Annotated in this window: 20 protein-coding genes; 6 read left to right on the forward strand and 14 right to left on the reverse strand. The window is 39.3% G+C overall.

All coding sequences use genetic code 11. From position 1 onward, the window contains the following. Positions 1-4: 4 nt before the first annotated feature. Positions 5-1,852 carry an extracellular solute-binding protein gene (locus CH364_RS12110; protein WP_423790177.1) on the reverse strand — a complete coding sequence of 616 codons (1,848 nt, stop codon included), beginning with the start codon at positions 1,850-1,852 and terminating at the stop codon, positions 5-7. 54 nt (positions 1,853-1,906) lie between these two features. Here CH364_RS12110 and CH364_RS12115 point away from each other — a divergent pair, with 54 nt between their 5' ends. Further along, complete coding sequence (locus tag CH364_RS12115; protein ID WP_100744822.1) at positions 1,907-3,235, forward strand: alpha-amylase family protein; 1,329 nt, start codon at positions 1,907-1,909, stop codon at positions 3,233-3,235. Here the strand turns inward: CH364_RS12115 and CH364_RS12120 are convergent. The 7 genes from CH364_RS12120 to CH364_RS12150 all read right to left on the reverse strand — a co-directional run bounded on the left by CH364_RS12120 (position 3,225) and on the right by CH364_RS12150 (position 10,281). Further along, complete coding sequence (locus CH364_RS12120) at positions 3,225-5,279, reverse strand: RelA/SpoT family protein (RefSeq protein WP_100744630.1); 2,055 nt, start codon at positions 5,277-5,279, stop codon at positions 3,225-3,227. The genes CH364_RS12115 and CH364_RS12120 overlap by 11 nt on opposite strands. Further along, on the reverse strand, positions 5,279-6,142 hold the full coding sequence (nadC, locus tag CH364_RS12125; protein ID WP_100744629.1) for a carboxylating nicotinate-nucleotide diphosphorylase: 864 nt from the start codon (positions 6,140-6,142) through the stop codon (positions 5,279-5,281). Before nadC ends, CH364_RS12120 begins: the two co-directional genes overlap by 1 nt. A gap of 71 nt (positions 6,143-6,213) precedes the next feature. Beyond that, positions 6,214-7,617: a lipoprotein LipL71 gene (locus CH364_RS12130; protein WP_100744628.1), complete on the reverse strand. Its 1,404-nt coding sequence runs from the start codon at positions 7,615-7,617 to the stop codon at positions 6,214-6,216. A 66-nt stretch (positions 7,618-7,683) separates the two neighbouring features. Beyond that, positions 7,684-8,019, reverse strand: a complete 336-nt coding sequence (locus CH364_RS12135) for an STAS domain-containing protein (RefSeq protein WP_002975418.1) — start codon at positions 8,017-8,019, stop codon at positions 7,684-7,686. Positions 8,020-8,112: 93 nt separating this feature from the next. Further along, on the reverse strand, positions 8,113-9,228 hold the full coding sequence (gene tgt, locus CH364_RS12140; protein ID WP_100744627.1) for a tRNA guanosine(34) transglycosylase Tgt: 1,116 nt from the start codon (positions 9,226-9,228) through the stop codon (positions 8,113-8,115). Continuing rightward, entirely contained in the window at positions 9,228-9,665 is a 438-nt protein-coding gene (locus CH364_RS12145; RefSeq protein WP_051012788.1) for a Fur family transcriptional regulator, read from the reverse strand. Before CH364_RS12145 ends, tgt begins: the two co-directional genes overlap by 1 nt. A gap of 64 nt (positions 9,666-9,729) precedes the next feature. Beyond that, positions 9,730-10,281, reverse strand: coding sequence for an LPS assembly lipoprotein LptE (locus CH364_RS12150; RefSeq protein ID WP_100744626.1), 552 nt, complete (start codon positions 10,279-10,281; stop codon positions 9,730-9,732). A 123-nt stretch (positions 10,282-10,404) separates the two neighbouring features. Here CH364_RS12150 and CH364_RS12155 point away from each other — a divergent pair, with 123 nt between their 5' ends. After that, a complete protein-coding gene (locus CH364_RS12155) occupies positions 10,405-12,216 on the forward strand; it encodes a peptidase M23 (RefSeq protein WP_100744625.1) in 1,812 nt (603 codons plus the stop codon). Here CH364_RS12155 and greA read toward each other — a convergent pair. From greA to CH364_RS12180, 5 genes are all read right to left on the reverse strand, one after another. After that, positions 12,189-14,954 (reverse strand): transcription elongation factor GreA, encoded by a 2,766-nt coding sequence (greA, locus tag CH364_RS12160; protein WP_100787865.1) that lies wholly within the window; start codon positions 14,952-14,954, stop codon positions 12,189-12,191. The genes CH364_RS12155 and greA overlap by 28 nt on opposite strands. A gap of 206 nt (positions 14,955-15,160) precedes the next feature. Next, positions 15,161-16,147 carry a flagellar filament outer layer protein FlaA1 gene (flaA1, locus tag CH364_RS12165; protein WP_004787637.1) on the reverse strand — a complete coding sequence of 329 codons (987 nt, stop codon included), beginning with the start codon at positions 16,145-16,147 and terminating at the stop codon, positions 15,161-15,163. A gap of 16 nt (positions 16,148-16,163) precedes the next feature. Beyond that, positions 16,164-16,880 carry a flagellar filament outer layer protein FlaA2 gene (gene flaA2 / locus CH364_RS12170; RefSeq protein ID WP_004786860.1) on the reverse strand — a complete coding sequence of 239 codons (717 nt, stop codon included), beginning with the start codon at positions 16,878-16,880 and terminating at the stop codon, positions 16,164-16,166. An 11-nt stretch (positions 16,881-16,891) separates the two neighbouring features. Beyond that, entirely contained in the window at positions 16,892-17,128 is a 237-nt protein-coding gene (locus CH364_RS12175) for a DNA-binding protein (RefSeq protein WP_002975368.1), read from the reverse strand. 153 nt (positions 17,129-17,281) lie between these two features. After that, a complete protein-coding gene (locus tag CH364_RS12180; protein ID WP_002975277.1) occupies positions 17,282-17,752 on the reverse strand; it encodes a cyclic nucleotide-binding domain-containing protein in 471 nt (156 codons plus the stop codon). A 187-nt stretch (positions 17,753-17,939) separates the two neighbouring features. On the opposite strand from CH364_RS12180, the gene CH364_RS12185 reads away from it, so the two are divergent. Continuing rightward, complete coding sequence (locus CH364_RS12185) at positions 17,940-18,560, forward strand: response regulator transcription factor (RefSeq protein WP_100787866.1); 621 nt, start codon at positions 17,940-17,942, stop codon at positions 18,558-18,560. Here the strand turns inward: CH364_RS12185 and CH364_RS12190 are convergent. Then, complete coding sequence (locus CH364_RS12190) at positions 18,557-20,968, reverse strand: hybrid sensor histidine kinase/response regulator (protein WP_100787867.1); 2,412 nt, start codon at positions 20,966-20,968, stop codon at positions 18,557-18,559. The two genes, CH364_RS12185 and CH364_RS12190, sit on opposite strands and share 4 nt — an antisense overlap. A 171-nt stretch (positions 20,969-21,139) precedes the next feature. Between CH364_RS12190 and CH364_RS12195 the strand changes: the two genes are divergently transcribed. The 3 genes from CH364_RS12195 (at position 21,140) to groL (ending at position 24,820) form a co-directional block, all read left to right on the forward strand. After that, positions 21,140-22,723 carry a helicase HerA-like domain-containing protein gene (locus CH364_RS12195; RefSeq protein WP_100744820.1) on the forward strand — a complete coding sequence of 528 codons (1,584 nt, stop codon included), beginning with the start codon at positions 21,140-21,142 and terminating at the stop codon, positions 22,721-22,723. Between the two features lie 137 nt (positions 22,724-22,860). Beyond that, the gene (gene groES, locus CH364_RS12200; RefSeq protein ID WP_004784852.1) at positions 22,861-23,151 is read left to right on the forward strand and encodes a co-chaperone GroES; all 291 of its coding nucleotides are present in this window, start codon (positions 22,861-22,863) and stop codon (positions 23,149-23,151) included. A gap of 22 nt (positions 23,152-23,173) precedes the next feature. After that, positions 23,174-24,820 (forward strand): chaperonin GroEL, encoded by a 1,647-nt coding sequence (gene groL, locus CH364_RS12205; RefSeq protein ID WP_100744618.1) that lies wholly within the window; start codon positions 23,174-23,176, stop codon positions 24,818-24,820. The last annotated feature ends 50 nt before the right edge of the window (positions 24,821-24,870 follow it).

Consider the following 24,870-nt stretch of genomic DNA (forward strand, 5'->3'; position numbering starts at 1 on the left):
GATTCTACTTCCAACGCACTACTGCTTCGTAATCTGTAAATTTTTCCTTACGGGAAACTGCTTCTGATAATTTTTTGTCTTTCTCTTCATCATACCACCAATAGTCAGAAGAAAAACTTTCATCTCCATACTTACCCAAAGGTAAATTGGGAACTCCATACTTTTGCCAGTATAACAGTCTTGTGCTCGGCAAATGCCATAACAAAACATAAGGATATTCTTTATAAACAATTCGATCGATCTGTTTTAAAATTTCATTTCGTTTCGAAACAGAAAATTCAGTTTTTTGTTTTTCGATGAGTTTGTCTACTTCAGGAATTTTTAATCCTGGTAGGTTTGGTTGTCCCTCTTCATCTGCATATTTTGAAAGCCATTGTGATTCTGGATCCTTAAACACACCCGATCCCCAAGCAGCCCAGGTCATATCAAAGTCGTATTTATCAACTCGTTCGCTCCAAGCAGCCAAATCTAAAGTGTCAATGGATGCACGAATACCAACTTCCTTTGCTTTCTCTAAAAATACGGTGAAGTACTTTTCTGTTTTTTTATCACGATCTAAAATAGAAAACTGGAATGGTTTTCCATCTTTTTCCAAGATCCCTTCTGCATTGGGTTTCCAACCAGCTTCTGCCAGAAGCTTTCTTGCCTTTTCGATATTGAATTCAGAAGGTTGGTTCGGATTTTTTTCACCGCCTAAATAAAAATCAGGATAATAACTATTAGTTGGATCATACTCACCATACGCAAGTTTGTCGATCATAAGTTTTCGATCCACAAGTAAATTCATGGCTTCTCTCACTCGTTTGTCAGAGAAAATGGATCGTCTTGAATTCATAGCCCAGCCTTGGAACCCAATTGGTTTTAAATTGAATATCCTTTGTTTTGCGATCCAATTTTTATCGAAAGAATCTCCCTTTGCCTCTTCCACCCAAACAAAAGCGGAATACACTGGATAGATATCAATATCTCCTTTTTTAAAGGCTTGGAGAGCAACAGCTTCTTCGTTATATACCTTATAAACAATTTGATCAAAGTTATTTCTTCCTGTATTAAAAGGATAAGCCCTTTGCCACCAGTCCCCTCTTCTTTCTAGTTTGATGTAACGATTCTTTTTCACTTCTGTGATTTTATAGGGACCAGACACAACTGGAAACTCCATATTTTCCTTATTAAAATCTTTTCCTTCAAAATGATGTTTGGGTAGGATAAATATAGACGATGCAATATCATTAAAATTATTCCAATGCACTTCCTTTGCTTCAAAAACAACTGTAAGATCATCTACCTTAACCGGTTTTAAAAATCTTGATAAGGAAACACGAAACACTGCTGTTCCATTTTTGGGATTCATGATAGTGTCATAAGTAAAGATGACATCATCACTAGTCACAGGTTTGCCATCAGACCAACGAGCGTTTGGATCTAAGTAGAAAGTAAATTTCTTTTTGTCAGGAGAGATTTTCCAATCCCTTGCTAAATGAGGAATGGTTTCCAAAGTCAGAGGGTGGTAACCCGTGAGCGGTTCATACAAACTTGTAAAGATCCGTGCAGTGGTTGTAAACTGATCTAAATAATAATTCAAAGATTTAGGGAACTGATGTGAATAAATTCGAATCCTTCCCCCTTTTTTGGCATTTGGATCTGCGACCGGATTTTTGATTCGAAGTGCATACGGAATGGAAGCCAGATCCCCTTCCCAAGGAAGATCATTTACCTTCGACAAGGATTCTTTTGTATCTTCTTCCGAACAATGGAGGAAAAAGCCCATTGACAAAAGTCCTGTCAAACCAACCAAAACTATCTTGCGTAAGGAGGAACTATACTTAAATATTTGAACTTTGTTATGAAACATCCCTTCCATCAAATCCATTTGTACGAGATAGGCTCAAGGCTTTTTTGTTCAAAAATGAAGGAACCTCTCGAATCAGCTCTTAGTTCCGAAAAAAATTCCCTTCCTTTACTTTGGGCCGATGAAATTTGGCTTATGGGTGTCTGGAAAAATAGCCCTAAGTCACAGTCCATTGCTCGTTCTATGCCGGAACTTCAACCAGGATTCCAAGCTACCAAACAACCACTGCTTCCAGAAGATGTTTATGGATCCCCATATTCTATTTTTTCTTACACTCCCGACCCTTTGGTTTCCGAGAATGACAACCTAACAAACGTATACAAACTCATTCAAAAGTGGAATAAAAAACTAATCTTAGACTTTGTGCCAAACCATATGGCAATTGATTCCCCAGTTGTAGATTCCAATCCCGATTTATTTTTGAAAGCAGATGAATCTGCTAAGCCAAAAAACTCATTCAGACATCCCAATGGAAATGTATACTTACATGGACGAGATCCCTATTTTGATGGATGGACGGATACCATCCAATGGGATTTTTCAAATCCGGATGTCGAAAAAAAACACATTCAAATTTTAAAAGGAATCGCTAAACAATGTGATGGTGTTCGTTGTGATATGGCAATGTTACTCCTGCCTGAAGTATTTGAAAAGACTCATGGGAAAACATCGGTATATGATTGGGAACGTGTCATAAATACAATCCGCGAAGACTTTCCTCATTTTAAATTTTATGCAGAAGTTTATTGGGGGATGGAAAATCGATTACTTGGCTTAGGATTTGATGCTACTTATGATAAATCTTTTTATGATGCATTGAAAGAAAACCACTTCTCTTTTGTTTCACAAAGTATAAGAGAAAATTCGAATAAATCAAAAATTCGTTTTTTAGAAAACCATGACGAAGAAAGAGCCAAACTCCAATTTGGTGAAAACTCAGAATCCTATTTTAGTCTCCTAGCTGCTTCAGAGTGTATTTTGTTGTTTCATGAAGGACAAGAACAGGGACTCACTCGAAAAATTCCTGTCCAAATGATTTTTACAGACGAAGAATTATCAAATCCTCATTCAGAAGAATTTTACAAACGAGCACTATTGACAATCACCAAAAGAAATGCGGATAGTATGTTTTTTTTGCCACATTACAACGAGTTTCATGATGTTTCTATATTTATGAGAGCGATCCAAACCGGAAATCATACAGAACTGATCTTATGGAATGAAACAAATTCGGAAGTATCAGGAAGAATCCCTTTCCAAGAAGGAATTCAATTCCAAACCGTTTTAACTGACCTTGTCTCAGGAATTGAATACCCACAAACAGAATCCGCGGAAGGGATATATTTCAAACTAAGACCAAACCAAGTGCAGTGGTTTATTTTTTAACCCTCTCTGCAAATACCACACCTTGAATCATTCTTAAGTTTTCCAATATTTCTTTGAGTTGGTCCAAATGGTCCACTTCTAACATAAATTTGGCGGTAAGCGTCCCGTTGGGATGGGAAGAAGCACCTGCTTCCAAAATATTTGTTTCTGTGCTTGAAATAGATTCCACCATAGATAAGTAGATCCCTTGTACATCTTTGGCACGCACTTCAATTTGGATTGGAATGGGTTCCCCTGGTCCTTCCCAACGAACAGGAATGGTTTTCATCCACTCGAGTTGTTTGGTTGCAGTTGTACAATCTTTTTTATGAACACTCACACCACGTCCTCTGGTAATAAAACCAATGATTTCATCACCGGGGATAGGAGTACAACAGGAAGCCACACGAACAGGCACATCGTTCCAACCCGCAACTGAAATTCCAAATTCTTTGGATTCTTCTTGGTGAGGATTTGTTTTATGTGGCTTCTTGATTTTTACTTTTTTAATTTCTTTGATTGTGTTTTCATCAATCGGAGGCGATTGCGTTTCCAAAACAGAACCAATGGTCTCTCTTTGTGAGTCTTCTTGTAATTTTCGAAAATAGGCACGTAACTTCTGGCGAGCGCCTGAAGTTTTAACAATCCGCAACCAAATAGGAGAAGGTTTGGAACTTTTTTCAGTAATGATCTCAACCTGGTCTCCAGACTTTAACTCCGTACGAAGTGTAACCATCCTTCCATTGACCTTTCCACCACGAGCATGCAACCCCACATCCGTATGGATTCGGAACGCATAGTCAAGAACCGTAGCTCCTTTTGGCATCTCAATGATCTCACCTTTAGGAGTGAAAACAAACACTTCATCTTCATGGAGGTCATATTGTAGTTCCTCCATAAATTCTTTGGAATCAAGGCTTGGATCTTGCCATGACTTTAAAATTTCCAACCACTTCATTCGGAAGGCATTTTCTACACCATTTTGCAAAATGACGGAAGTTTTAGAAAGGTTAGTTGATTCTTTATAAGCCCAATGGGCCGCTACCCCATTCTCTGCGATGGCATTCATGTCTTTGGTTCGAATCTGCACTTCCATCGGTCGACCGTCAGGCCCAAAAACAGTTGTATGTAATGACTGGTAAAGGTTGGTTTTAGGTGTGGCAATATAATCCTTAAACCTACCTGGGATGGGTGTCCAAAGAGTATGTACGATTCCCAGAACCCCATAACAATCCTTAATTTCGTTTGTGATGATTCTAACAGCTCGAAGGTCAAAAATTTCAGAAAATGATTTTTCCTTTGTGACCATCTTTCTGTAGATCGAATAAAAATGTTTGGCCCGACCATCAATCCGTGCATCAATACTTATTTCAGCTAATCTTTGTTTGAGTATGATTTTAATTTTTTCGATGTATTCATCACGTTCTGATTTTTTAGCTGAAACTCGTTTTTTAATTTCTTGGTATTCTTCTGGATGTAACGATTGAAAAGCCAAATCTTCTAATTCAAATTTAACTTTATAAACTCCCAATCGCCCCGCTATCGGTGCATACAAGGATAAAACTTCTTTTGCGATTCGTTTTTGTTTTTCTTCCGGTTGAAACTTTAATGTGCGAACGTTATGTGTTTTGTCAGCTAACTTAATCAACATCACTCGCACATCTTTGATGGTTGCAAGTAACATCTTACGAATATTTTCAGCCGCTTCCGTTTCCTTAGATTGAGATTTGATTTCCGAAATTTTGGTAACACCTTCCACAAGGGCGGCAATGTCTTCACCAAACTCACGTGCCATATCTTCTTTGCTGTAACTTGTATCTTCGACAACATCGTGCAAAAGCCCAGCAGCAATTGCCCTTTCGTCGAGGCCAAGTTCATCCAAAACAGAAGCAACATTCATCGGATGGATGATATAAGGTTCCCCTGAAAGGCGTTTTTGTCCTTCGTGCATTTTATCGGCAATACTGTATGCCTTTTGGATTAATGTGGCCTTTTCTGGCCCAAGTCTTTTCCCTACTGCGTCAAATAACTCCTGCTTATCTTTGATGTCTTGGTATAATCCCATTACTTAATGTCCAAACTTATATCTAAAAATTTTACTGTATGAGTTAAATAACCCATACTCACTCCAATATCTTTAAATTTAGATAGAAATTTTAATTTATTTGGAGTGATACCACCAGAACATTCTATACGAATTTTTTCAGAATTCGCTTTGATGAGTTCTATCGCTTTTTCAGTATCTGAATCAGAAAAATTATCTAACAAAATAATATCAGGATTTGAAGAGATAGCTTCATTCAGTTGTGATAGGCCATCTATTTCTAGTTCTATTTTTTTCCCTGGATTAGCATTTCGAACAATTTGTACAGCAGATTGGATGGATCCTGCTTTTGCTACATGGTTGTCTTTTAACATTGCCATCTCAGACAAATTTAAGCGGTGATTGGCTCCTCCACCTGTATAAACCGCATACTTAGCAAGTTTTCGATAACCCGGAAGGGTTTTTCTTGTATCTAAAATCAGAAGATCCGGGAATTCTCTTGTCACCTTACTCGCATTTGTTGCAATTCCAGAAAGGTATTGGATAAAGTTTAATAAAATTCTTTCCATTTTAAGCACATCTACTAGAGCACCTTCTAATATCCCGATGATGGTTCCTTTTGTTAATGTCGCTCCATCAGATAGGATGGGATTCCATCGCAAATTTGCCTTTGTCTTTCGAATGAGGCAAGGGATTACATGAAGCCCACACAAAACCCCTTCCTCTTTTGCAAGTAACTCCGCTGTGCAATTTTCAATCGAATCAAATAACGAATCGGTTGTGATATCCCCTGCAGGTAAGTCTTCCTCTAGGGCAAGTGTGACAAGTGCCTCAAAGTCTTTTTCTGAAATTTCTTTGACAGGTGTTGTGTATCCTCGAATCATATGGTCCTATTATTTAGACAAAAAAAAAGCTGCCCTTACGACAGCTTTTTTTCCTTTCACCTAAACCATGTTTATTGTTTAGGAGCTTTTCCAATTTTCCCTGTTTTAGGAGGGATGTTTAATTTTTGTTTTGGATAAATCAAGTTTTTGTTGCGAATCGATTTACGATTAGCTTCAAAAATTCTTGGCCAAAGTTTTGCATCACTATAGATGTCTTCTCTATCGGCAATTCTCCAAAGGCAATCAGTTGGGTTTGATTTTTCAACTGTGTAACGTTTCCAACCACCAGAAAGTTCTTCCACTTGTGAAGAAGTAACTTTGTCAGTTGTTTCTTCAGTCGTAGTTTTTGTAGTTGTATCGGTTTCAACAGTTTTACGATCTTTTTTCGCAACTGCATTTTTCCCTTTCAAAGTTTCTATTTGGTCAATGGAAATCTCTGCCAATCGAATGGCTTCTTCCGATTGAGAAATGGAATCATCAAACTTTTCTTGTTCTAAAAGATTTCCAGAAGCTTGGAGAGATTCGTTCGAAGCACCTAAGTTTTCTTGTGTGCTAGCATAGGATTCTTTTGCATTTGATTTGAGGTAGGTTTCTGCATTCAACTCACCAAAACGTGCATTGGCATCTTCGACCACTTCACGTGCTTGTAAGTTACGATTTTTTGCGTGGTCTTTGACTGCCGATGCAAGTAATGCTGCGGAAGCGAGACGTGCTGTTTTAATCTTTTCATCAGCAGTTTTCAAACGTCCAGCTTCAATGTCTTCTCGTGCAGATGCCACTCTCGCTTTTTCTTCGTCGATGGCAGGATTTCCACCTTTGGAATAAGTATAAGCTTTTTCTAATACTGCATCTACTTCGTCAGCAGATTGACGTACAGAACCTGATCTATCTAAAGCCACTTTTTTTGCGTTTTGGCTGATCTTTGCAGCTTCCACAAAATTGTTATGGGCTTCTTCATATTCTTGTAAGGCAACAGTACGTTTTAGTTCTTTTGCGGTTTCATCTTTGTCTTCACGTAAATAAGAGGCAAGGCTTGCATCAGCTTGTGCCAACTTAGATTCACCCACATCACGAGCACTCACTGCTTTTTTAAATTCTTCTGGAGTGTATTCGGAAGCATAGGCTTCATCTGCGGCATCAATGGCTGTCACTGCTTCTTCACGAGATTTGGCAGCAAGTTTTGGTAAAGTTTTTTCTAAGGCATCATACGCTTTAGAAATAGCGTAGTCTGCACTCTTTTTAGAATCGGAAGCTTTTTCCTCTGCAGCAAATTCATTGGCAGATACCAAACTTTTTTTTGCTTCTGAGTATTCTTCCGGAGCGTATTCTTCAGCGGAAAGTCTTTCTGCTCTTTCTACTTGCGACTTTGCGAGTGCTAATTCCTTAAGTGGTAGTTCTTGCGCACAATTAACTAATCCAATGGAAAACAATACCAAAACAGAGAGAAAGACGGCTGTCTTTTTCTTTCTTAACATAACAAACTCCTTAAATATTTCTTCGGGGGATTGTGTAAGAGAGAAGCGCAAAACACGCTTCCCCTATTACTTGAAAGCAGTGACGGCTTCGTCTTCGCTGTCGAAAATTTCAAAAAATGAAGTCAACTTTGTGAGTTCAAATACCTTACGAACAGAACCTGCTACGTTGATGATTTTTAGCCCACCTTGGTATTTCTTCAAGTTGGACAAACTTGAAATTAAAGCTCCAATTCCGGAAGAGTCGATGTAAGATACCTTCTCGAGATTGATGACGATGCAATATTTTTGTTCTTCGATCAATTTGGCAATTACATCCTTGATCTCAGGCGCGTTATAAAGGTCGATTTCCCCGTTAATATCAAGGACTACGATTTTATCTTTTTCCCTTCTGGTGATTTCCATGTGTGTCTAGAGACTCCTCAATGAAGCTACAATCAATGTAGAAATGACGGTACAATTGCATTCAAAAAAAAGAGATACGTCAACCTAATAATTTTAGCTACCAAACAAATTTTTCCAATGGTCATAAAAACCCTGAAAATTGCCTATTTCTATGGACTTTCGCATCTTTTCCATGAAGCTTTGCATAAAAAATAAGTTATGGTAAGTGGAGAGTGAAAAAGCAGTCAATTCTTTCACTTTATGTAAATGGCGAATATAGCCTAGACTATATGTTACACATACTTTACATCCGCACTCAGGATCAATGGGTGTATCTGACAATCGATGAGATTCATTTCGTAAATTGATTTTGCCCCTGGAAGTGAAAACTTGCCCATTTCTTGCATTCCTTGTGGGTAAAACACAATCAAACATATCAATTCCATTTTTAACACCTTCCAAGATATCAACAACAGTCCCCACTCCCATCAGATAACGAGGTCGAGCCTGGTCAAAATAAGGTGCCATACATTCTAAAATTCGAATGTATTCTGGTCTAGGTTCACCAACACTTAAACCTCCGATGGCAATTCCTGGAAAATTTATATTCTGTAATGTATCTAAACTTCGTTTTCTAAGGGATTCGTTTACACCTCCCTGCACAATTGGAAATACATTCTGTCCATTGGGTTTTTCCATCCAATAATTGTATGATTCCAATGCCCAGCGGTGGGTTCGGTCCAAAGCCAATTCCAATCTTCCCAGATCACTTCCATACGGCGCACAATCATCCAATACCATCATGATATCAGAACCAATCGAACGTTGCATATCAATGACAGATGCAGGGGTGAATTTATGATGACTTCCGTCGATATGAGATTGAAACCTAACTCCATCCTCTTCGAATTTAAAAAGACTTGCGAGGCTAAACACTTGGAACCCACCAGAATCAGTAAGTAACGCCCGTTTGTAAGCCATGAAGTTTTTTAGTCCCTGAAAGTGATCTAATACTTCTTTCCCAGGTCTTAAATATAAATGATATGTATTGGCAAGGATTAAGTTGTAACCGAGTTCATCAATGTCCGAAGAAGAGAGTGATTTGATACTTCCTCTTGTTCCCACCGGCATAAAGATGGGAGTTTCAATTTGGATTCCATTTAGATTGAGATTACCAGTTCTTGCATAAGATCCAGGGTCTTTTGACCTTTCTTTAAAAATAGAAGACACTATTTTTTAATTTTATGTTCGCAAGTGGCAAAATTCAAACAATTACCAAAGATATTCAAACTATGTCCAGTGATGGTAAATCCATTTTCAGAAGCTGCTTTGTTTTGAAGTTCTTCAATTCGTTCATCGATGAATTCAACAATACGACCACATTGCATACAAATGATATGATCATGGTGTTCATGGCCAATGATGTGTTCATAATATTTGTAATCTTTACCAAAGTCATGTTCTTCTAGTAATCCTGCTTCTACCATAATCGCAAGGATTCGGTATATAGTTGCTTTAGAAATTCGATCCTTATTGTCTTTTAATTCGTCCAAAAGACCTTCGGCCGTAAAATGATTATGAGAAGAAAATATCTTTTGCGCAACTAACAATCGTTGGTTGGTAATTTTCAGTCCTTTTTCTTTCAAATACTCTTCGAATGCGAGCATTTCCTTTTTTGTGTCGTCGCTGGAAATAGGATCGTTTTGCAAGGTTTATCTCCTAATGATTCACTTAATTCAAAATTCCAGAAAGAGAGTAATACCATGCTCTTTCTGATTCTTCTGCAATTCGAAGGGCCATCACCCGTAGTAGGCGATTTTGCGCTTCCAATTCTGATTCCCGGAATCCAATCTGAGTCGAAAAATGGACTCGTCCAGGAATTTCACTGCGTTCCATAGGGATTTTATTTCCCGTCTCCGCTTCTATGATTTCCACTCGGGTAACTACAAATAGTTCCGAGGTAATTTGTCTATCGGCGAGATCCATAAGATCTCCGACTTGTTGGTAGTGGACAATCTCTGCATACAACCGGTATTTCGCGAGAGTTTTTTCACGAGTGGTGATAAACCTGCCACGTCTGTCAATTTCTTCTATGATCATCTGAGTCAGACGAGTGTGCATTCCCGGTGAATAGGTATTGTTTCGGACATTTTGGATATAAATCAAACGTTTGGAATCGGGGACAGGAACCCCATCAATTTTAGGAGGTCTACCTGGTTCCTTGGATAAAAAGGCACAACCAGAAACAATGAAAATGAGGAAGAAAACAATGCCTTGTTTCATACAGAAATGTTCCCTGTCATCTTGGTCCCTAAGTCTAGTTTGTCAAGGGAATCGAAACGAAGGGAATTTCTTTCGATTTCAGGAAAGGCATGACAAAGGAAGTGGGAGGATTCTGATTCTCCCATGAGGTTCAGTCTCTTGCGTTATTTTACCTTCCTATTCTGTTTTTTCACGGGCCTTCTTTGGGCTGAGTCAAAAATTCCAGACATCCCATTAGATGACGTAGGATTTCCACTTCCTTATTACTCTCCTGTTTCAGGAACATTTGCAGAAATCCGAAATCATAACTTACATTTGGGTTCTGATTTTAAATCTTATGGCCTCAATGGACATAGCATCTTAGCCACGTTTGATGGTTATATTGAAGAAATCAGTTATTCGAAAACAGGATATGGGCTCTCTCTCAATCTTTATAACCCAAAATACAAACTTAAATCAAAATATGCCCACTTACATTCCTTTGGTGGGAGTTTGTATGATTTAGAACTTTTGCGAAGAGCTTTACTGCTTATGGGAGACCCAACGGGATTCCAACTCAAACTTCCACCAGGTATGTTTGCGACCAAAAAAGGAAACTCCCTTGGCAAAACAGGGGAATCAGGATCTGGGATTTCTCACCTCCATCTCGAATTTCGAGCAGAAAAAGGAATCATTAACCCTCTTTATTTTCCTGAAATCCACCAAAAAGATACCACTCCACCCACAATTCTATCATTGTACTTAGAAGGGGATCATTTAGAAAATCCAATCCTTCTCACTGCGAAAGAAAAATCAAAAGGTAAGTATGATTTATATAATGAATCAGGTGACCTATTTGAATCAATATCCCTCACAGGAAAAGTTCGCATTCGGATGAGTGGGTATGACTTCATTCGTTCTCGCAACAAAAACAATGTGTATGGAATGGATTTGTTTTTGAATGGGAAACCCATCTTCAGTCGTAATTTCGATTTTTTAGCATATGAAGATGGTTCCAAAAAACATCAGTTTTATGATATCAACAGGTCATCTCTCGCTCCGCCTGTTTATTTTTATCATATGTATGAACAGTCTAAAAATTTCAAAGAAGAAGGATTTTCTTTAGATTTGGATGGATACAAACCAAAAGAAAAACTCCCACTCGAAGTTTCCCTAAGAGATGCAACAGGAAACAAATCTTCAGTTTTTTTCACAGTGATTCATGAAAAAGAGGAAAAAGAAAATCAAAAGTTTTCTAAAAACAAAAAGTCTGGAAACAAATACAATTCACTAGATGGCAACATAACCATTGATTTATCTAAGGTAGAAGTTTCAGGGGAAGGTACTTTACAGATAACTGAAATCAATTCCAAAGACATCCCTTTTAAAATTCCGAGTGGGTTACCACTCAAAGGAAAAATTTACCAACTAGATACAAAAAAACTAAGTTGGAAAGGAGAAGGATCAGGAGAATGGAACCTCGGTTATCCTGTCTCAACCAAAGAATCATTATATTTTTATGATTCTTCCATTGGAAAATTCCAATCCATTACACAAAAAAGAAAACCAAACGGATTCAGTTTTAAACTCACTAAACTTGGTTATGTGATGGTTTTGTCTGATGAAACACCACCCACAATTTTTCCGATGACTTCCCTTGCCCGTTACATCGAACTCCCAGAAGTAAGAAACCATTGTTTTGATGATAGATATTATGTTATTGGAGATACTGGAAGTGGATTTCGAACTAGTGTGGAACTCACTATGGATGGACAATCCTATCCTTATGAATATGATCCTGATAGGCGAGCCATTCGTGTGACCATTCCGAAAAGCCTACAAAAGGAAAGGCCTTATCTTCTTTTGGAAGTTAAGGCCTTTGATTTTGCCGGAAATGTTTCCGAACCGTTTGTGGATTTAATTTCTACTCGCGGTTGGAAAGAAGAACTTCAGGCCTCTTGTCCTGTCATGGAGTAACGAGCTATATCCAATACTTCGTAAACAGTTTCTGTAGCACCAAATACAAGTGTTGCTTCATTGCCAGAGTGTTTTCCAAGTAATGATTTTGCTAGTGGGGATTGGTAAGAAATGATATTCTTTTCTGTATCCGCATCCCAAGCACCAAGGATAGAATAAGTAACCACTTCACCAGTTTGTTTGTTTTTCAAACGAACGGTAGTTCCAATTCCAACCTTTTCCGCTTTTACATCACTTAAGTCGAGGATCCTTGCACTTTTCAGTTCAGCTTCCAAACGTTTGATCGCTGCTTGCAACTGTGCTTGTTTTTCCATAGCTGCTTTGTATTCTGCGTTTTCTCTTAAGTCCCCTTTTTCTTGGGCCTCTCCGATATCACGAGAGTTTTCCGCCATCTCAACATTCACAAGATGTTCAAACTCAAGTTTCTTCGCATTAAAAGCACGACGAGTGACAAGCACTACATCACTTGGAAGATTTGCTAAAGGATCATCATCAGCATCTTCCTCCGAATCATATTCATCCCAAACAATGTTTGGTTTGAGTTCGTTGATAAGAGCATACAGTTGGTCTTTTTCTAAATCAGTTACGTAAGGAACTTCTTTGAATAGAGCAAATAGTTTACGCACATATTCATCGTCTGCATTGGTGAGGATGTCACGCAAAAGGCTATTATCTTTTCCAAACAGAATGTCCATCGCTTGGTTTTTAAGTTTAGTTCCTTTGTCTTCAATCTTCGCAAGTGGCTTCAGAATACGGAACACACGAAGAACCAAATCTTCTTCGCTGACTTTCAACCAATCGAATTTCCAAGTATGTGACAAGATTGATTTAGCAACCCAAAGGAAAACTTCAGGGTTTTCTTTTGATTTGTTACAAACTGTTTCCACAAACAAATTGAGTTCAGCAAACTTATCATCAGAAACAAGGTTTTGGAAAACCGAACGGTTTACCTTTACTGGAACTTCAAACAATAATCCAATGAGGATGTTGATTGCTTCTGGATGGTGCGCACGGATGAGATCCTTAAATCCCTTTTTGATATCCGTGTTTTCCAAACCTTTGGAAATTTTCAAAGCTTCATCTTTTGTAAAAGATTGGATGAGAGTCTTTAGTTCTGGCTCACGAATTTTATGAGTGAACTCTTCTGCAGGCCATGCCTTACTTGCTTCTTCGAGATATAAATAAGCCGAAAGTTTACGAAGAGGATCTCTCGCAGTTTCTTCTTCACTATAGTGTGAGATAAAGAAATCACCTGCTTCCGCTGCTTCATCTGCATCACGAACCGCTTCCATAGCAATTTCTAGTTTTTTATTCACGTCATTACTTGCTTGGAATTTCTGTGTGAGAGTTTCGGAGTGAGTGATCGGTTTTTCGTGATAAACCACTTCATCCTTTTTCTTAGGATTCATTCCGATGTTCGCTTCTTTTTTAAGAACCGATTTTACCTTAGCCCACCATTTTGACCACTCGTCTGCTTTTAGGAAGGTTCCGATGAGTTCGTTCTTCATATCAGCAATGATCATACGGTTGTCGTAAGATTTCAGAAGTTGTTTTAAGAACTCAGCTAAGTTCTCAGCAAACATTGTATTGATGGCTTGTTTATCTTCGTAGTGTTGTACCCAAATATGATCCTTCTTCAAAGGTTTCAGTGAAGTGATTGCCATTTGGATGGAAAGTTTATGATCTTTTTTTTCTTCAAAATCAACAAAGATAGAGTCACCAGTTTGGGATATAGAAGTGATTTTACCAACACCCCAATTTCTATGCATTACATAGTTACCGGTATCAAATACGATATTTCTTTCGAAGTTAGTGATACAAAGTTTTACAGGTTTACGGTTGTTACCTAGTTCACTCATTTTTAGGAAATCTTCCAGAAGTGAGTGTGCTACGTATTTTTGTTTATAAGCACGAATGAGTTCGTTTCTTGCTTTTTGAGAAGCGGCTTCGTGTTCTAAAATCTTTTTTAGGAAGTAGATCACATGATCCCAATCTTCCATCGCTTTAAAAGGTTCAACGATTGGATAAAGAAGACCAACTAACCGAGTTTTTTCTCTTTGGCCAAGAAGGATACGTTCAATTTTATCAAAGAAAGAAACGTCTTCATAATTGTTTTGAACGATGGTAGGCCAAATTTCCTCCATCTGAACGTATTCTTTATTTTTTGCATACATCTCAACAGCAAGTTTGAGATAGGAAATTGCTTTTGGTTTGTCCTCTTCCATAATGGAAAAGCCATATTTTTTTGCAATCTCAGGGTTCTTGCGATCTTGTTTCGCAAGTTTCTCAAGAACCACTTTAAGTTCTTTGTTTTTCTTGAGTTTATCAAGTGCCTCAGCTTTGACACGGAGTGCTAACCTGTGGTCACCAAATCGTAAAATAGAATCTGTAATGTATTCAATGATAGTCCATTTTGCATGTGCTTTGAAAGCATCCAAAATGTTCTTCACCAAATTTGCATCTCCCATGGAATCTTCCATAAAAGAAATAATCATTAACATATATTTGGCGGAGATAGACTCAGGATGTTCTTTGAAATGGTCTTCAATTTTTTGTTTAGCTTCCGCTAAACGATCTTCTGCCTTATATGCATCAATGACATCGTCAAAGATTTTGAATTTAGAAACGGGAACCGTTCCTGCATCAGCACGTACATAAATTTCCTCATTAAATAGAGGAGTTAGTTTGTCGTTGTCGGCGATTTTGTTTGATTTGTCTTCGGTAATAGTATCAGGCATGAAAAGAATCTCCCTCTTCGTATTTCCAATAAAGGGTGTTCATTGTTCCTATAAAGTTGTTACGGTAAATTTAGCGATGAATCCGCGAAAAGAACAGTCCTAGAGTTCATTTTCCAGGTCCGTTCGATTCTGTAAAGTCAAAAAACCCAGCCGATTGACTGGGTTTTCCTTTAGTCCCAAGGGACCTTTTTTAGTGAGTGAGGATTCTACTTGTTTTGGGAAGAACCGTTGCTCCCGCCACAATCACGAATTTTTGCGCCTGTGGAGATCGCCCCGGACTTCTGAAGCATTTGCTCCATCTTAACTTTGTTTTTACAATCTTCTTCATCAAAGTCAAGGTTTGCCCCATCAAAGTGAACTTCGAAAGTGTCCGCAAGGACTCGGAGTTCGTCAAAGAAAAGGTAAACCGCTTCAGGCCCAGTATTGTGTCTGGAACGAATTTTAAACTGTTTGAAGATTAGGTTTCTTGTCGCAGGGAATGCATTTGCTTCTTGCGGGATTCCTGGAGGAATGATGATGTGGAGAGGTCTCCAACCCACAAAGTCCAAAGATCCGAAAGGGAAAATATGGCTATTGCCATTATAGTCCTCAATCCAACCTTCTAAATCGTATTCGTTACCACGGCCGAGAACCCAAACAGAAATCGCTTTTACATTTCCCGGAGCTTCAATTCCGTAAACTTTTTCGATTTTCTTTTTGTTATCTGCATCGATATAAGGTCTCGCACGAGTGACTTCATACTCAGGAGCACGAGGTGGACGAACCGTCACAACATTGTTTCCAGGGAAAGTGAATTGGAATTTAACTGCCAAAACTTTTGCATTTCCTGCATCGACGTTTTTCACATCGCCTGGTTTTCCGGGAATTAGTTTTACTTCTCTCATCACAAGTGGAGATTTCACAGGGTCATTGAGAACAGGTGAATATTTATTGTTCTCATCATATTTCATATCCCCAGTACCATCTTTGTTCACACCATCTTTGTCAGTGAACACTTCCCAGCCAAATGGCGCAGAAGAAACAGGAGAGTCCCAAGATTCGATTGTAATGGCTTTGAGTTCCAGAGCTCCAATATCGTTTCCAATTGGTGTTGCCACTCCATTGGAAACTTTGTACTGTGCTTGGGCAAAACCAATCAGAGCGATGGAGGATAGAGCAAGTAATGTTAGGATTTTTGTTTTTTTGTTTTCCATTGTTCCTTTCTCCTGCTTACCAATTGTCCTTAATTTCAGAACCAGGGTATTTTGCTTCGGATCTGTCGGTTCTCACTTGGAGGTCATCTACATAAAAGTAAAAGTCCCCTGCTACTTCGTGAACATCAGATGTCACAAAAAGAGAAACGAAATGCAGGTTTTTATCTAAAAGCGCAAATCTTGTACTTTGTGGAATAAATCCTGGAATGGTTGCCGTAAGTTTTCTCCATCCGAAGAAATCCAAACGACCCAAACGGATATTATGTGTTACGTCTTTATAATCTCTAAATTTTGCAAATAAAGTATGTCTGTATTTTCTTCCGAGAACCCAAACAGAGATTTGTCTTACTTTCCCTTTGATGATGTATTCATGTGGAGGGGATAATTCAACCCGATCCAAACCTTTAGCAGCAAAATGTGTTTTGACTCCTAAAATATGGTTCTTTTCGACTTTATCACCACCATCTTCTGGTACAGTTTTTTCATCGAATACATCTTTGATGAGCCCGCGTTGAACGAGTTTCAAAGTTCTTGTTTCTCCGAGTGGAGTGGTAGCTTTCACTCTCCAATCCTCAGCCTCTTCAAAATCATCTAAAACGATTTTTCTAAGAGGGCTATCCTCATCATTTGCAGTGTTAGCTGTATTTTGTCCGCCAGTATCTGCCTGTGCGTACAACATTCCTATTGAAAGGAAGAGGCCTAACAACAGTTTGGTCATTCCTAATTTCCCCATGAAACTCACTCCTAAAAGGCTCCTAACTCCGGGTCTTTCGTATTCTCATTATCGGATATCCGGCTTTTAAATTGATTCAAGATTTCGATCATTCGATCGATTCCTTCTGCCGGAAGAAAGATCGAGGATTTTTTGCTATTCGACCACTCCGATACTTTCAGGTAGAATCCAGCCTGGTTTTTCTTCAAATCCACCAAGAAGGTCTTATTTTGTGTTACGATCTTCTCGGTTAGGATTTCGGGGTCCACCATGCATTCCTTCTCCCTGCCTACGTAAATAGTATCGGATTCCGAAACCCATTCCTTAGCTGTAATAGGAAGAAACTGAGGAATGGAAAAGGTTTTTTCGAAAGTGATCGATAAAAAATCCAGATTTGAATGAATTTTGTCTCTTTGGATCGGTTACGCGAATCGTTTCCGTAATTCCCGAGCATAAGCCAAGTCATGGGTTAGCTTTCGGAGTCTACGGATGTAATAATGGGTCACTTCTTTGTAGAATTTGAGTTCCATTTCTTTGTTTTTAGAAAACATATCATGCAAATCAGCGTAACGGAGTTCATAAAGTTCGGTATTTTCTTTGGCTTCCACTTTGGCAGATCGTTTTTCATCATCAAAAAAAGGCAATTCCCCAAAGTGGTCCCCTTCTCCGAGAGTGATGAGGTTCACGTCGTCCCCGTGGCTAGTCGATGTGGAAATTTGTAAAGTTCCATATTTCACGATGTACATGGACTCAGCTTCTTCGCCCATATCATACAAAACATTTCTAGGAGGCAGGTGGACTTCCCGGATTTTTTCAGCAATGTGTAACAGTTCGTCTTGGTTTAACTTTTGGAAGAGATATATTTTTTTGAGACTCTCTACTTTAGTATTCATTCATACTCCTAGGATTTCTCTGAAAATGGGGGAATTTAGCGAATTTGCAAGAGAAAATTAAGTAGATAGACCCACGATTTTTTATGGACAAATGGGACGGGATAGTACTAATATTTTCAATTCTCCTCGTCTACTAGGGGGAAACGCTAGGGACAAAAGATTCCTAGTTCCAAACAAAGGGAAATTTATGACACCTAAAAAGAAGGTATTACTGGTTGAAGACCACGCCGTCACTCGAGTTGGCGTAAAACATGTTGTGAACTCTTCGGCTGATTTTGAAGTCGTGGGGGAGGCGGAACATTCTTCTCAAATCGCCCCCCTCTTAAATGAAACTAAGCCCGACTTTGTTCTCCTCGATTTAAGAATCCCAGGAGAGAACGTGCTCAATATGGTGAAAGATTGGAAAAAAGAACATCCCCATTTGAAAGTGGTGACCCTCACCATGCTTGATGAACAACCCATTGTTCATTCTGCCATTGAAGCCGGTGTGGATGGATATCTTTTAAAGAGTGATGACCTAAGCAGTCTAACCAAAAACCTGAACGAAATTGCTTCAGGAAAAACAGTATATTCCAAAAATCTAAAACTCAGTTTCAACCGCAAACCACAAGATGGAAAAGTGGCAAACAAAAAGGAAAAACAAATTTTGACCCTTCTTGGACACGGGAAAACCTACCAAGAAATTGGGACGGAGATTGGCCTTTCCAAACGAACTGTGGAATACCATGTTGGTCGCCTAAAAGACAGATTTAATGCAAAAACTGTTGCGGAACTTATTGGTCGTGCCAAAGAACAAATGTTAATCTAAATTTCTAGATCTAACAGTCGTTTAACCGCTTCTACCAACTTTTCATCGGGGGATGTTTTTGTTAAAAAAGCATCTCCTCCAATTTCGATGACAGTTGTTTCCAATTTATAACCAGTATTCGGATCTGTATGAGAACTAGAAACAAGGAGAGAGCGAATCTCTTCCATTTCTGAATTCGAATACAAATCTCTTAAAAAATCCACTCCCGTTTTTTCGGGCATGGAATAGTCTACGATGATTAGGTCAGGTTTCAATCGGCCCACAGAAAGAAGGGCATGGTCTGGATACTCTTCTTCCCAAAGGATACAAGGAAGGTCTTTTAATACTTTCCTGATTTGTTTTCTGTATCCCGGATTGTCATCTAGTACCAATACAATTTTTTCAAAGTTTGGTAGCAATAATTCTACCGAGGTTCCATGGTCTTCTTCAGAGCGTACAATGAGTTCGGCACCATGACGTTCTGCCACCTCTTTGCAGAAGGCTATGCCAACCCCTGCCCCCATCTCATCCGCTGTTCCTTTTCTGACAAAAAGAAAACCTTCTTCGAGAATGTGTTCGGCCCAATAGGGTGGCATTCCAATCCCTGTATCAATCACTTTCAAACTCCAATGTTTATTGGATTCTGTTAAGGAAATTTCCACAGTCCCAGATTCTTTTGTGAATTTCACTGCATTTGTAAGTAAATTCCAAATCAAATGTTCGATTAAATTGGGATCACCAATTCCTATAGAAGATTCTTCCATACGAGTGATGATGGAAATATTTTTTGGTCCTGCCATCTCTTGAACTCTTTCGATGAGTTGGTCCGTGATTTGGCGAAAATCAAAGAGTTGGTAATCAGGAAACACAGATGCATTTTGGAATCTGGAATATTTAATGAGTTCCTCAACCATACTTAGGATGTTTTTAAGGCCAGTGGAAGCCTCACCAAGCACCTGTTTTGCTCTTTCCGGAGAAAGGGAAGGAGGTGATTCAGTCAGTAAATTGAAAACAGATGAAATTCCAAAAAGAGGAGACCGAATGTCATGAGAAACAATGGAGATAAATTTATCTTTTAATTCCCCTGTTTTTTCAGCTTTTTCTTTTTCTTTTTTTAGTTCTAAGGTTTCCCATTCCACTTCTTTTCGTAAATTGAGCGTTAGGTATTCGGCGGTTTCCCATGTATGTGCATTTTGTTTGGAAATTACGATTGCAAGGCACATACAAAAAATGGCAAACCCCAGTTCCGTGAGCATAGGTAAGTCCCAACGTTTGAAAAAGACAACAGAGTCATAAATTGTTGCGGATAAAATGACCAGAGTTCCAAACAAAATGATACTTCCAATGTATCTTGTTTCCCTTTGTAAACAAGAACGAAACGAAGCAACCATAGCAAGTATAAGAATAAAAGACATGTAAACTTGGCTAAAAATAAGGAGTTTGGTGTACACTGCGTACGGTGTTGTCATTATGATTAACAATTCCAATAGAATTGGAATCATAAGATATTTTTTGTATTTTTCAGGAAAAAAGTTTGTTTGGTTTTGGAAAAAAAACAAAAGGCTAAAAATCTGAATCCCACAAAAGGCAATGTATTCCAAACGGATTTGAAACATTTCGAGCCCATCGGAAGCCACAAACCAATCCCTTGACACTCGATCAAAAAGTAAAATGCGAACGAGCCAAGAAATACAAAGTAAAGAAAACCAAAGAGGAGACTTATCTTTTTTTCGGTGGATGAATAAAAACAAATGAGAAAGGGCAAGGACAAGGAAAATGGCAAAGAAAAATGCTTTTTTTCTTTCTTTAAACCGTAAATACAAAACTGTTTTTCCCACTTCACCTAATACAGGTGAATAATATGGACCACCACGTGAATAGAGATAGTTAGAAATTTGTAAGTATATGACTGTGGAAGGTGTTGCACGAAAAGACCTTCCTGTTTCTAAAAAATAACCAACAGAACCTTCTTTGGTTTTGGAAACTTTTCCTGCTGAGCCAAGGAGTACAAGACCTCTTTCTACATTATGGTAATAAGCCCTGTATGCTGAAGAAGTTTCCCTAAGATAAAACATTAAATTGATGTGGTCTTTGACCTTTAACTTCAAACGGTAAGTGACAAACCCATGGGCTGGAAGGTTTTGGTTCACCCAATAGGCAGGTATGGCGAGCCTTGTAGGTTCTTTTTGATCGAGAGCCTTAAATTCTTCTTCAGTTTCCGGAAGTTCCCCAGGAAAGGCATCCCACTCACCTGCAAGTGGAAAAGGATCCAAAGTTTTTGGGTCTTCTTCAGAAAGATCGAGGATTCCTCCGACAATGGTTTTCGCTGGTGCCAAGGAAGGAATGGAGCGATTGCATTGAAAAAAAACGGAAACGAGAAGGAGAAACAAAATAGATCGAAATAAAGAGGAAATCGAGAAACGTGCCACATCCTAACCTTAAAAAGAATTTCGAAAAACTCAAATCATATTAGTACGTGTACGAGAAATTTATTCTTTTTGTCACGATTTTATGGATCTAAAAGCCCTCCGCAAGGAACACCTTAGAAAACATTGACGAAGGATTCAAAACCGAAAGGAATAGAGGATTCGGGGGAAGTGATGGCAAAAAAATCAGATACATTTGTTTCAAAAATAAAAGAAGGGTATCCGACCCAAGGTGCACTCTATTTAGGAGCCGGAGTCTTTGATGGAGAAACCTTTCAGGAAGCTTCCGTTTCCATCCCCCTTGCCACCCTCAATCGGCACGGACTGATCGCAGGTGCCACAGGTACCGGTAAAACCAAAACCTTACAACTTCTTACAGAAGCTTTATCGGAATCGGGAGTTCCCGTAGTCCTTATGGACATCAAAGGAGACCTCTCGGGTCTTGCAGAGTCAGGCGAAGAAAATGACAAAATCAAAGAAAGAACGAAGGCCCTAGGGATCGATTGGAAACCTTCTTCTTATCCGGTAGAATTTTTATCTCTCTCCCAAGAACCTGGAGTGCGCCTTCGGGCAACGATTGCGGAATTTGGGCCGGTGCTTATCTCTCGGATTTTGGAATTGAATGATACACAAAGCAGTGTGGTCTCCCTTGTTTTTAAATACTGCGATGATTTGGGCCTTCCCATCCTTGATACAAAAGATTTTAAAAAAGCACTTCAGTACATCAATGATGCGGGCAAAGAAGAACTAGAAAAAGAATACGGAACTGTTTCTTCCCAAAGTATCTCTATCATTTTACGTAAACTCATCGAACTCGACGGCCAAGGCGGAGAAGAATTTTTTGGGGAACCATCTTTTGATGTGAATGACCTTTTGCAGACAGAATCCAAAAAAGGAAGTGTATCCATCATTCGTTTGACAGACATCCAAACCAAACCTCGCCTCTTCTCTACTTTTATGTTGTCTTTACTCACAGAAATTTATGCGACCTTTCCAGAAGAAGGAGATTTAGATAAACCAAAACTTGTTTTATTCATTGATGAAGCCCACTTAGTTTTTGATGAAGCATCCAATGATTTACTGAAACAATTAGAAACCATGGTGCGACTCATTCGTTCGAAAGGTGTCGGAATTATTTTTTGTACCCAATCTCCCACAGATTTACCCAAAGAAATTTTGGGTCAACTCGGGCTTAAAATCCAACATGCCCTTCGCGCATTTACAGCAAACGACCGCAAGGCGATAAAAACTGCTTCAGAAAACTATCCTGAAACAGAATTTTATGATACTAAGGAAGTCATCACTACACTGGGAATTGGTGAGGCTTTTATCACAGCTCTTAGTCCCAAAGGAACACCGACACCGCTTGTCCATACTTTACTGGCACCACCCGCTTCTCGGATGGGGACTTTGAATCCTGACGAACTAGCTGCAAAAATCAAAAAATCGGATCTCGTTAAAAAATACGAAACCACTCTCGACCGGGAAAGTGCACACGAAATGCTTTCTAAAAAAATGGAAACCATAGCCGATGAAACTGAGGCAGCCGAGGAAGAGTCAGATGAGAAAAAAACCAAAACCAAACGTTCCAAAGAAAAAGAAGATCCTAGTTTTGTAGAAACCCTATCCAAAAACCCACTCGCCCGGGAGGTAGGTCGAACAGTTGCCAAAGAGGTCACTCGGGGACTTCTCGGAATGCTCGGGGTCACACCCAAACGTGGCTCCAAACGCAAAAAAACAGGCCTTTTCGGGTTCTAGATCGCAATTAGCACTCTTTGGCCTAAAGTGCTTGACGATTCCTGAACCGAATCATTTGATGGTACCAGAGTTTAGCACTCTTTTCGAATTGTTGCTAAACTCGGAATCATTAGTAGATTGCATACAAGGAGTTACTCATGGCATCAATCAAACCTTTAGGCGACCGAGTGGTCGTAGAGCCAAAGAATGAGTCGGAAGAAAAAATCGGATCCATCATCGTACCGGACACCGCGAAAGAAAAACCACAAGAAGGGAAAGTCATCGCAGTGGGACAAGGCCGTTATGAAGACGGAAAACTCGTTCCTTTAGAAGTAAAGGTTGGAGATACAGTTCTTTACGGAAAGTATTCCGGAACTGAAATCAAACAAGGCGGACGTGATTTACTCATCATCCGTGAAAGCGACATCCTCGGTGTTGTTACAAACTAATCATAGAAGGAAATAATCAATCATGGCTAAAACAATTGAATTTGATGAAACAGCTCGTAGAAAACTACTCAGCGGAGTGAACAAACTTGCTAACGCAGTAAAAGTAACTCTTGGACCAAAAGGTCGTAACGTAGTGATCGATAAAAAATTCGGAGCACCTACCATCACTAAAGACGGTGTGACTGTTGCGAAAGAAATCGAACTAGAAGACGCAATCGAAAACATGGGCGCGCAAATGGTGAAGGAAGTTTCTACAAAAACTAACGACATCGCTGGAGATGGAACAACGACTGCTACCATTCTTGCACAAGCCATCATCAATGAAGGTTTGAAAAACGTAACTGCGGGTGCAAACCCAATGGCACTCAAACACGGAATTGACAAAGCAGTTCTTTCTGCTGTAGAAGAAATCAAAAAACACGCTATCAAAATCAATAGCAAAGCAGAATACGCAAACGTTGCGACTATCTCTGCAAACAATGATCCAGAAATCGGTAACCTAATTGCGCAAGCTTTTGACAAAGTAGGTAAAGAAGGCGTGATCACTGTTGATGAAGCAAAATCAATTGAAACCACTCTTGATATCGTAGAAGGTATGCAATTCGATCGTGGATACGTGTCTCCTTATATGGTAACTGATCCAGAAGCAATGATCGCTACTTTTAACGATCCATTCATCTTAATTTACGACAAAAAAATTGCGTCTATGAAAGACCTTCTCCCTGTGCTTGAAAAAATTGCACAAGCGGGAAGACCACTTGTCATCATCGCAGAAGAAGTAGAAGGCGAAGCTCTTGCAACTATCGTAGTAAACACACTTCGTAAAACCATCCAATGTGTGGCTGTAAAAGCTCCTGGTTTTGGTGATAGAAGAAAAGCAATGCTCGAAGACATTGCCATCCTCACTGGTGGACAAGTGATTTCTGAAGACCTCGGAATGAAACTAGAAAACGCTGATGTGAAGATGCTTGGTCGCGCGAAAAAAGTGGTAGTGGACAAAGAAAACACAACTATCATCGAAGGTGCTGGTGCTTCTAAAGATATCCAAGGCCGAGTCAACCAAATCAAAAAACAAATCGAAGATACTACATCTGATTACGATCGTGAAAAACTCCAAGAACGCCTTGCAAAACTTGCTGGTGGTGTTGCGGTAATCCACGTGGGTGCAGCTACTGAAGTAGAAATGAAAGAGAAAAAAGCTCGTGTTGAAGATGCACTTTCTGCAACTCGCGCTGCTGTGGAAGAAGGAATTGTTCCTGGTGGTGGACTCACTCTACTTCGTGCACAAGATGCTGTAAAAGCTCTTAAACTTGTAGGTGACGAACAAACAGGTGCGAACATCATCTTACGTGCATTAGAAGAACCTATCCGTATGATTACTTCCAATGCTGGTCTTGAAGGATCTGTGATTGTGGAACAAGCTCGTGCCCGTAAAGGAAACGAAGGATTCAACGCACTCACTATGGTTTGGGAAGACCTAATCAAAGCAGGTGTTGTTGACCCAGCGAAAGTGGTTCGTTCTGCTCTTCAAAATGCAGCGTCCATTGGAGCAATGATCCTCACTACAGAAGTAACCATTACTGACAAACCAGAACCAAAAGATGCAGGTGCTGGAATGGGCGGTATGGGAGGAATGGGTGGTATGGGAGGAATGGGCGGCATGATGTAAATCATCCCCTATTCTCTCTTTGGTCTGTTTGGACAAAATTCAAACTGCCA

It is taken from the genome of Leptospira harrisiae (genome assembly GCF_002811945.1).
Taxonomy (GTDB): Bacteria; Spirochaetota; Leptospiria; order Leptospirales; family Leptospiraceae; genus Leptospira_A; species Leptospira_A harrisiae.

What these genes read in the sequence shown, in the direction of transcription:
- CH364_RS12110 (WP_423790177.1), bottom strand. Translation starts at nt 1,852, where the DNA reads ATGTTTCATAACAAAGTTCAAATATTTAAGTATAGTTCCTCCTTACGC.
- CH364_RS12115 (WP_100744822.1), top strand. Translation starts at nt 1,907, where the DNA reads ATGAAGGAACCTCTCGAATCAGCTCTTAGTTCCGAAAAAAATTCCCTT.
- CH364_RS12120 (WP_100744630.1), bottom strand. Translation starts at nt 5,279, where the DNA reads ATGGGATTATACCAAGACATCAAAGATAAGCAGGAGTTATTTGACGCA.
- nadC (WP_100744629.1), bottom strand. Translation starts at nt 6,142, where the DNA reads ATGATTCGAGGATACACAACACCTGTCAAAGAAATTTCAGAAAAAGAC.
- CH364_RS12130 (WP_100744628.1), bottom strand. Translation starts at nt 7,617, where the DNA reads ATGTTAAGAAAGAAAAAGACAGCCGTCTTTCTCTCTGTTTTGGTATTG.
- CH364_RS12135 (WP_002975418.1), bottom strand. Translation starts at nt 8,019, where the DNA reads ATGGAAATCACCAGAAGGGAAAAAGATAAAATCGTAGTCCTTGATATT.
- CH364_RS12145 (WP_051012788.1), bottom strand. Translation starts at nt 9,665, where the DNA reads ATGCTCGCATTCGAAGAGTATTTGAAAGAAAAAGGACTGAAAATTACC.
- CH364_RS12150 (WP_100744626.1), bottom strand. Translation starts at nt 10,281, where the DNA reads ATGAAACAAGGCATTGTTTTCTTCCTCATTTTCATTGTTTCTGGTTGT.
- CH364_RS12155 (WP_100744625.1), top strand. Translation starts at nt 10,405, where the DNA reads ATGAGGTTCAGTCTCTTGCGTTATTTTACCTTCCTATTCTGTTTTTTC.
- greA (WP_100787865.1), bottom strand. Translation starts at nt 14,954, where the DNA reads ATGCCTGATACTATTACCGAAGACAAATCAAACAAAATCGCCGACAAC.
- flaA1 (WP_004787637.1), bottom strand. Translation starts at nt 16,147, where the DNA reads ATGGAAAACAAAAAAACAAAAATCCTAACATTACTTGCTCTATCCTCC.
- flaA2 (WP_004786860.1), bottom strand. Translation starts at nt 16,880, where the DNA reads ATGGGGAAATTAGGAATGACCAAACTGTTGTTAGGCCTCTTCCTTTCA.
- CH364_RS12180 (WP_002975277.1), bottom strand. Translation starts at nt 17,752, where the DNA reads ATGAATACTAAAGTAGAGAGTCTCAAAAAAATATATCTCTTCCAAAAG.
- CH364_RS12185 (WP_100787866.1), top strand. Translation starts at nt 17,940, where the DNA reads ATGACACCTAAAAAGAAGGTATTACTGGTTGAAGACCACGCCGTCACT.
- CH364_RS12195 (WP_100744820.1), top strand. Translation starts at nt 21,140, where the DNA reads ATGGCAAAAAAATCAGATACATTTGTTTCAAAAATAAAAGAAGGGTAT.
- groES (WP_004784852.1), top strand. Translation starts at nt 22,861, where the DNA reads ATGGCATCAATCAAACCTTTAGGCGACCGAGTGGTCGTAGAGCCAAAG.
- groL (WP_100744618.1), top strand. Translation starts at nt 23,174, where the DNA reads ATGGCTAAAACAATTGAATTTGATGAAACAGCTCGTAGAAAACTACTC.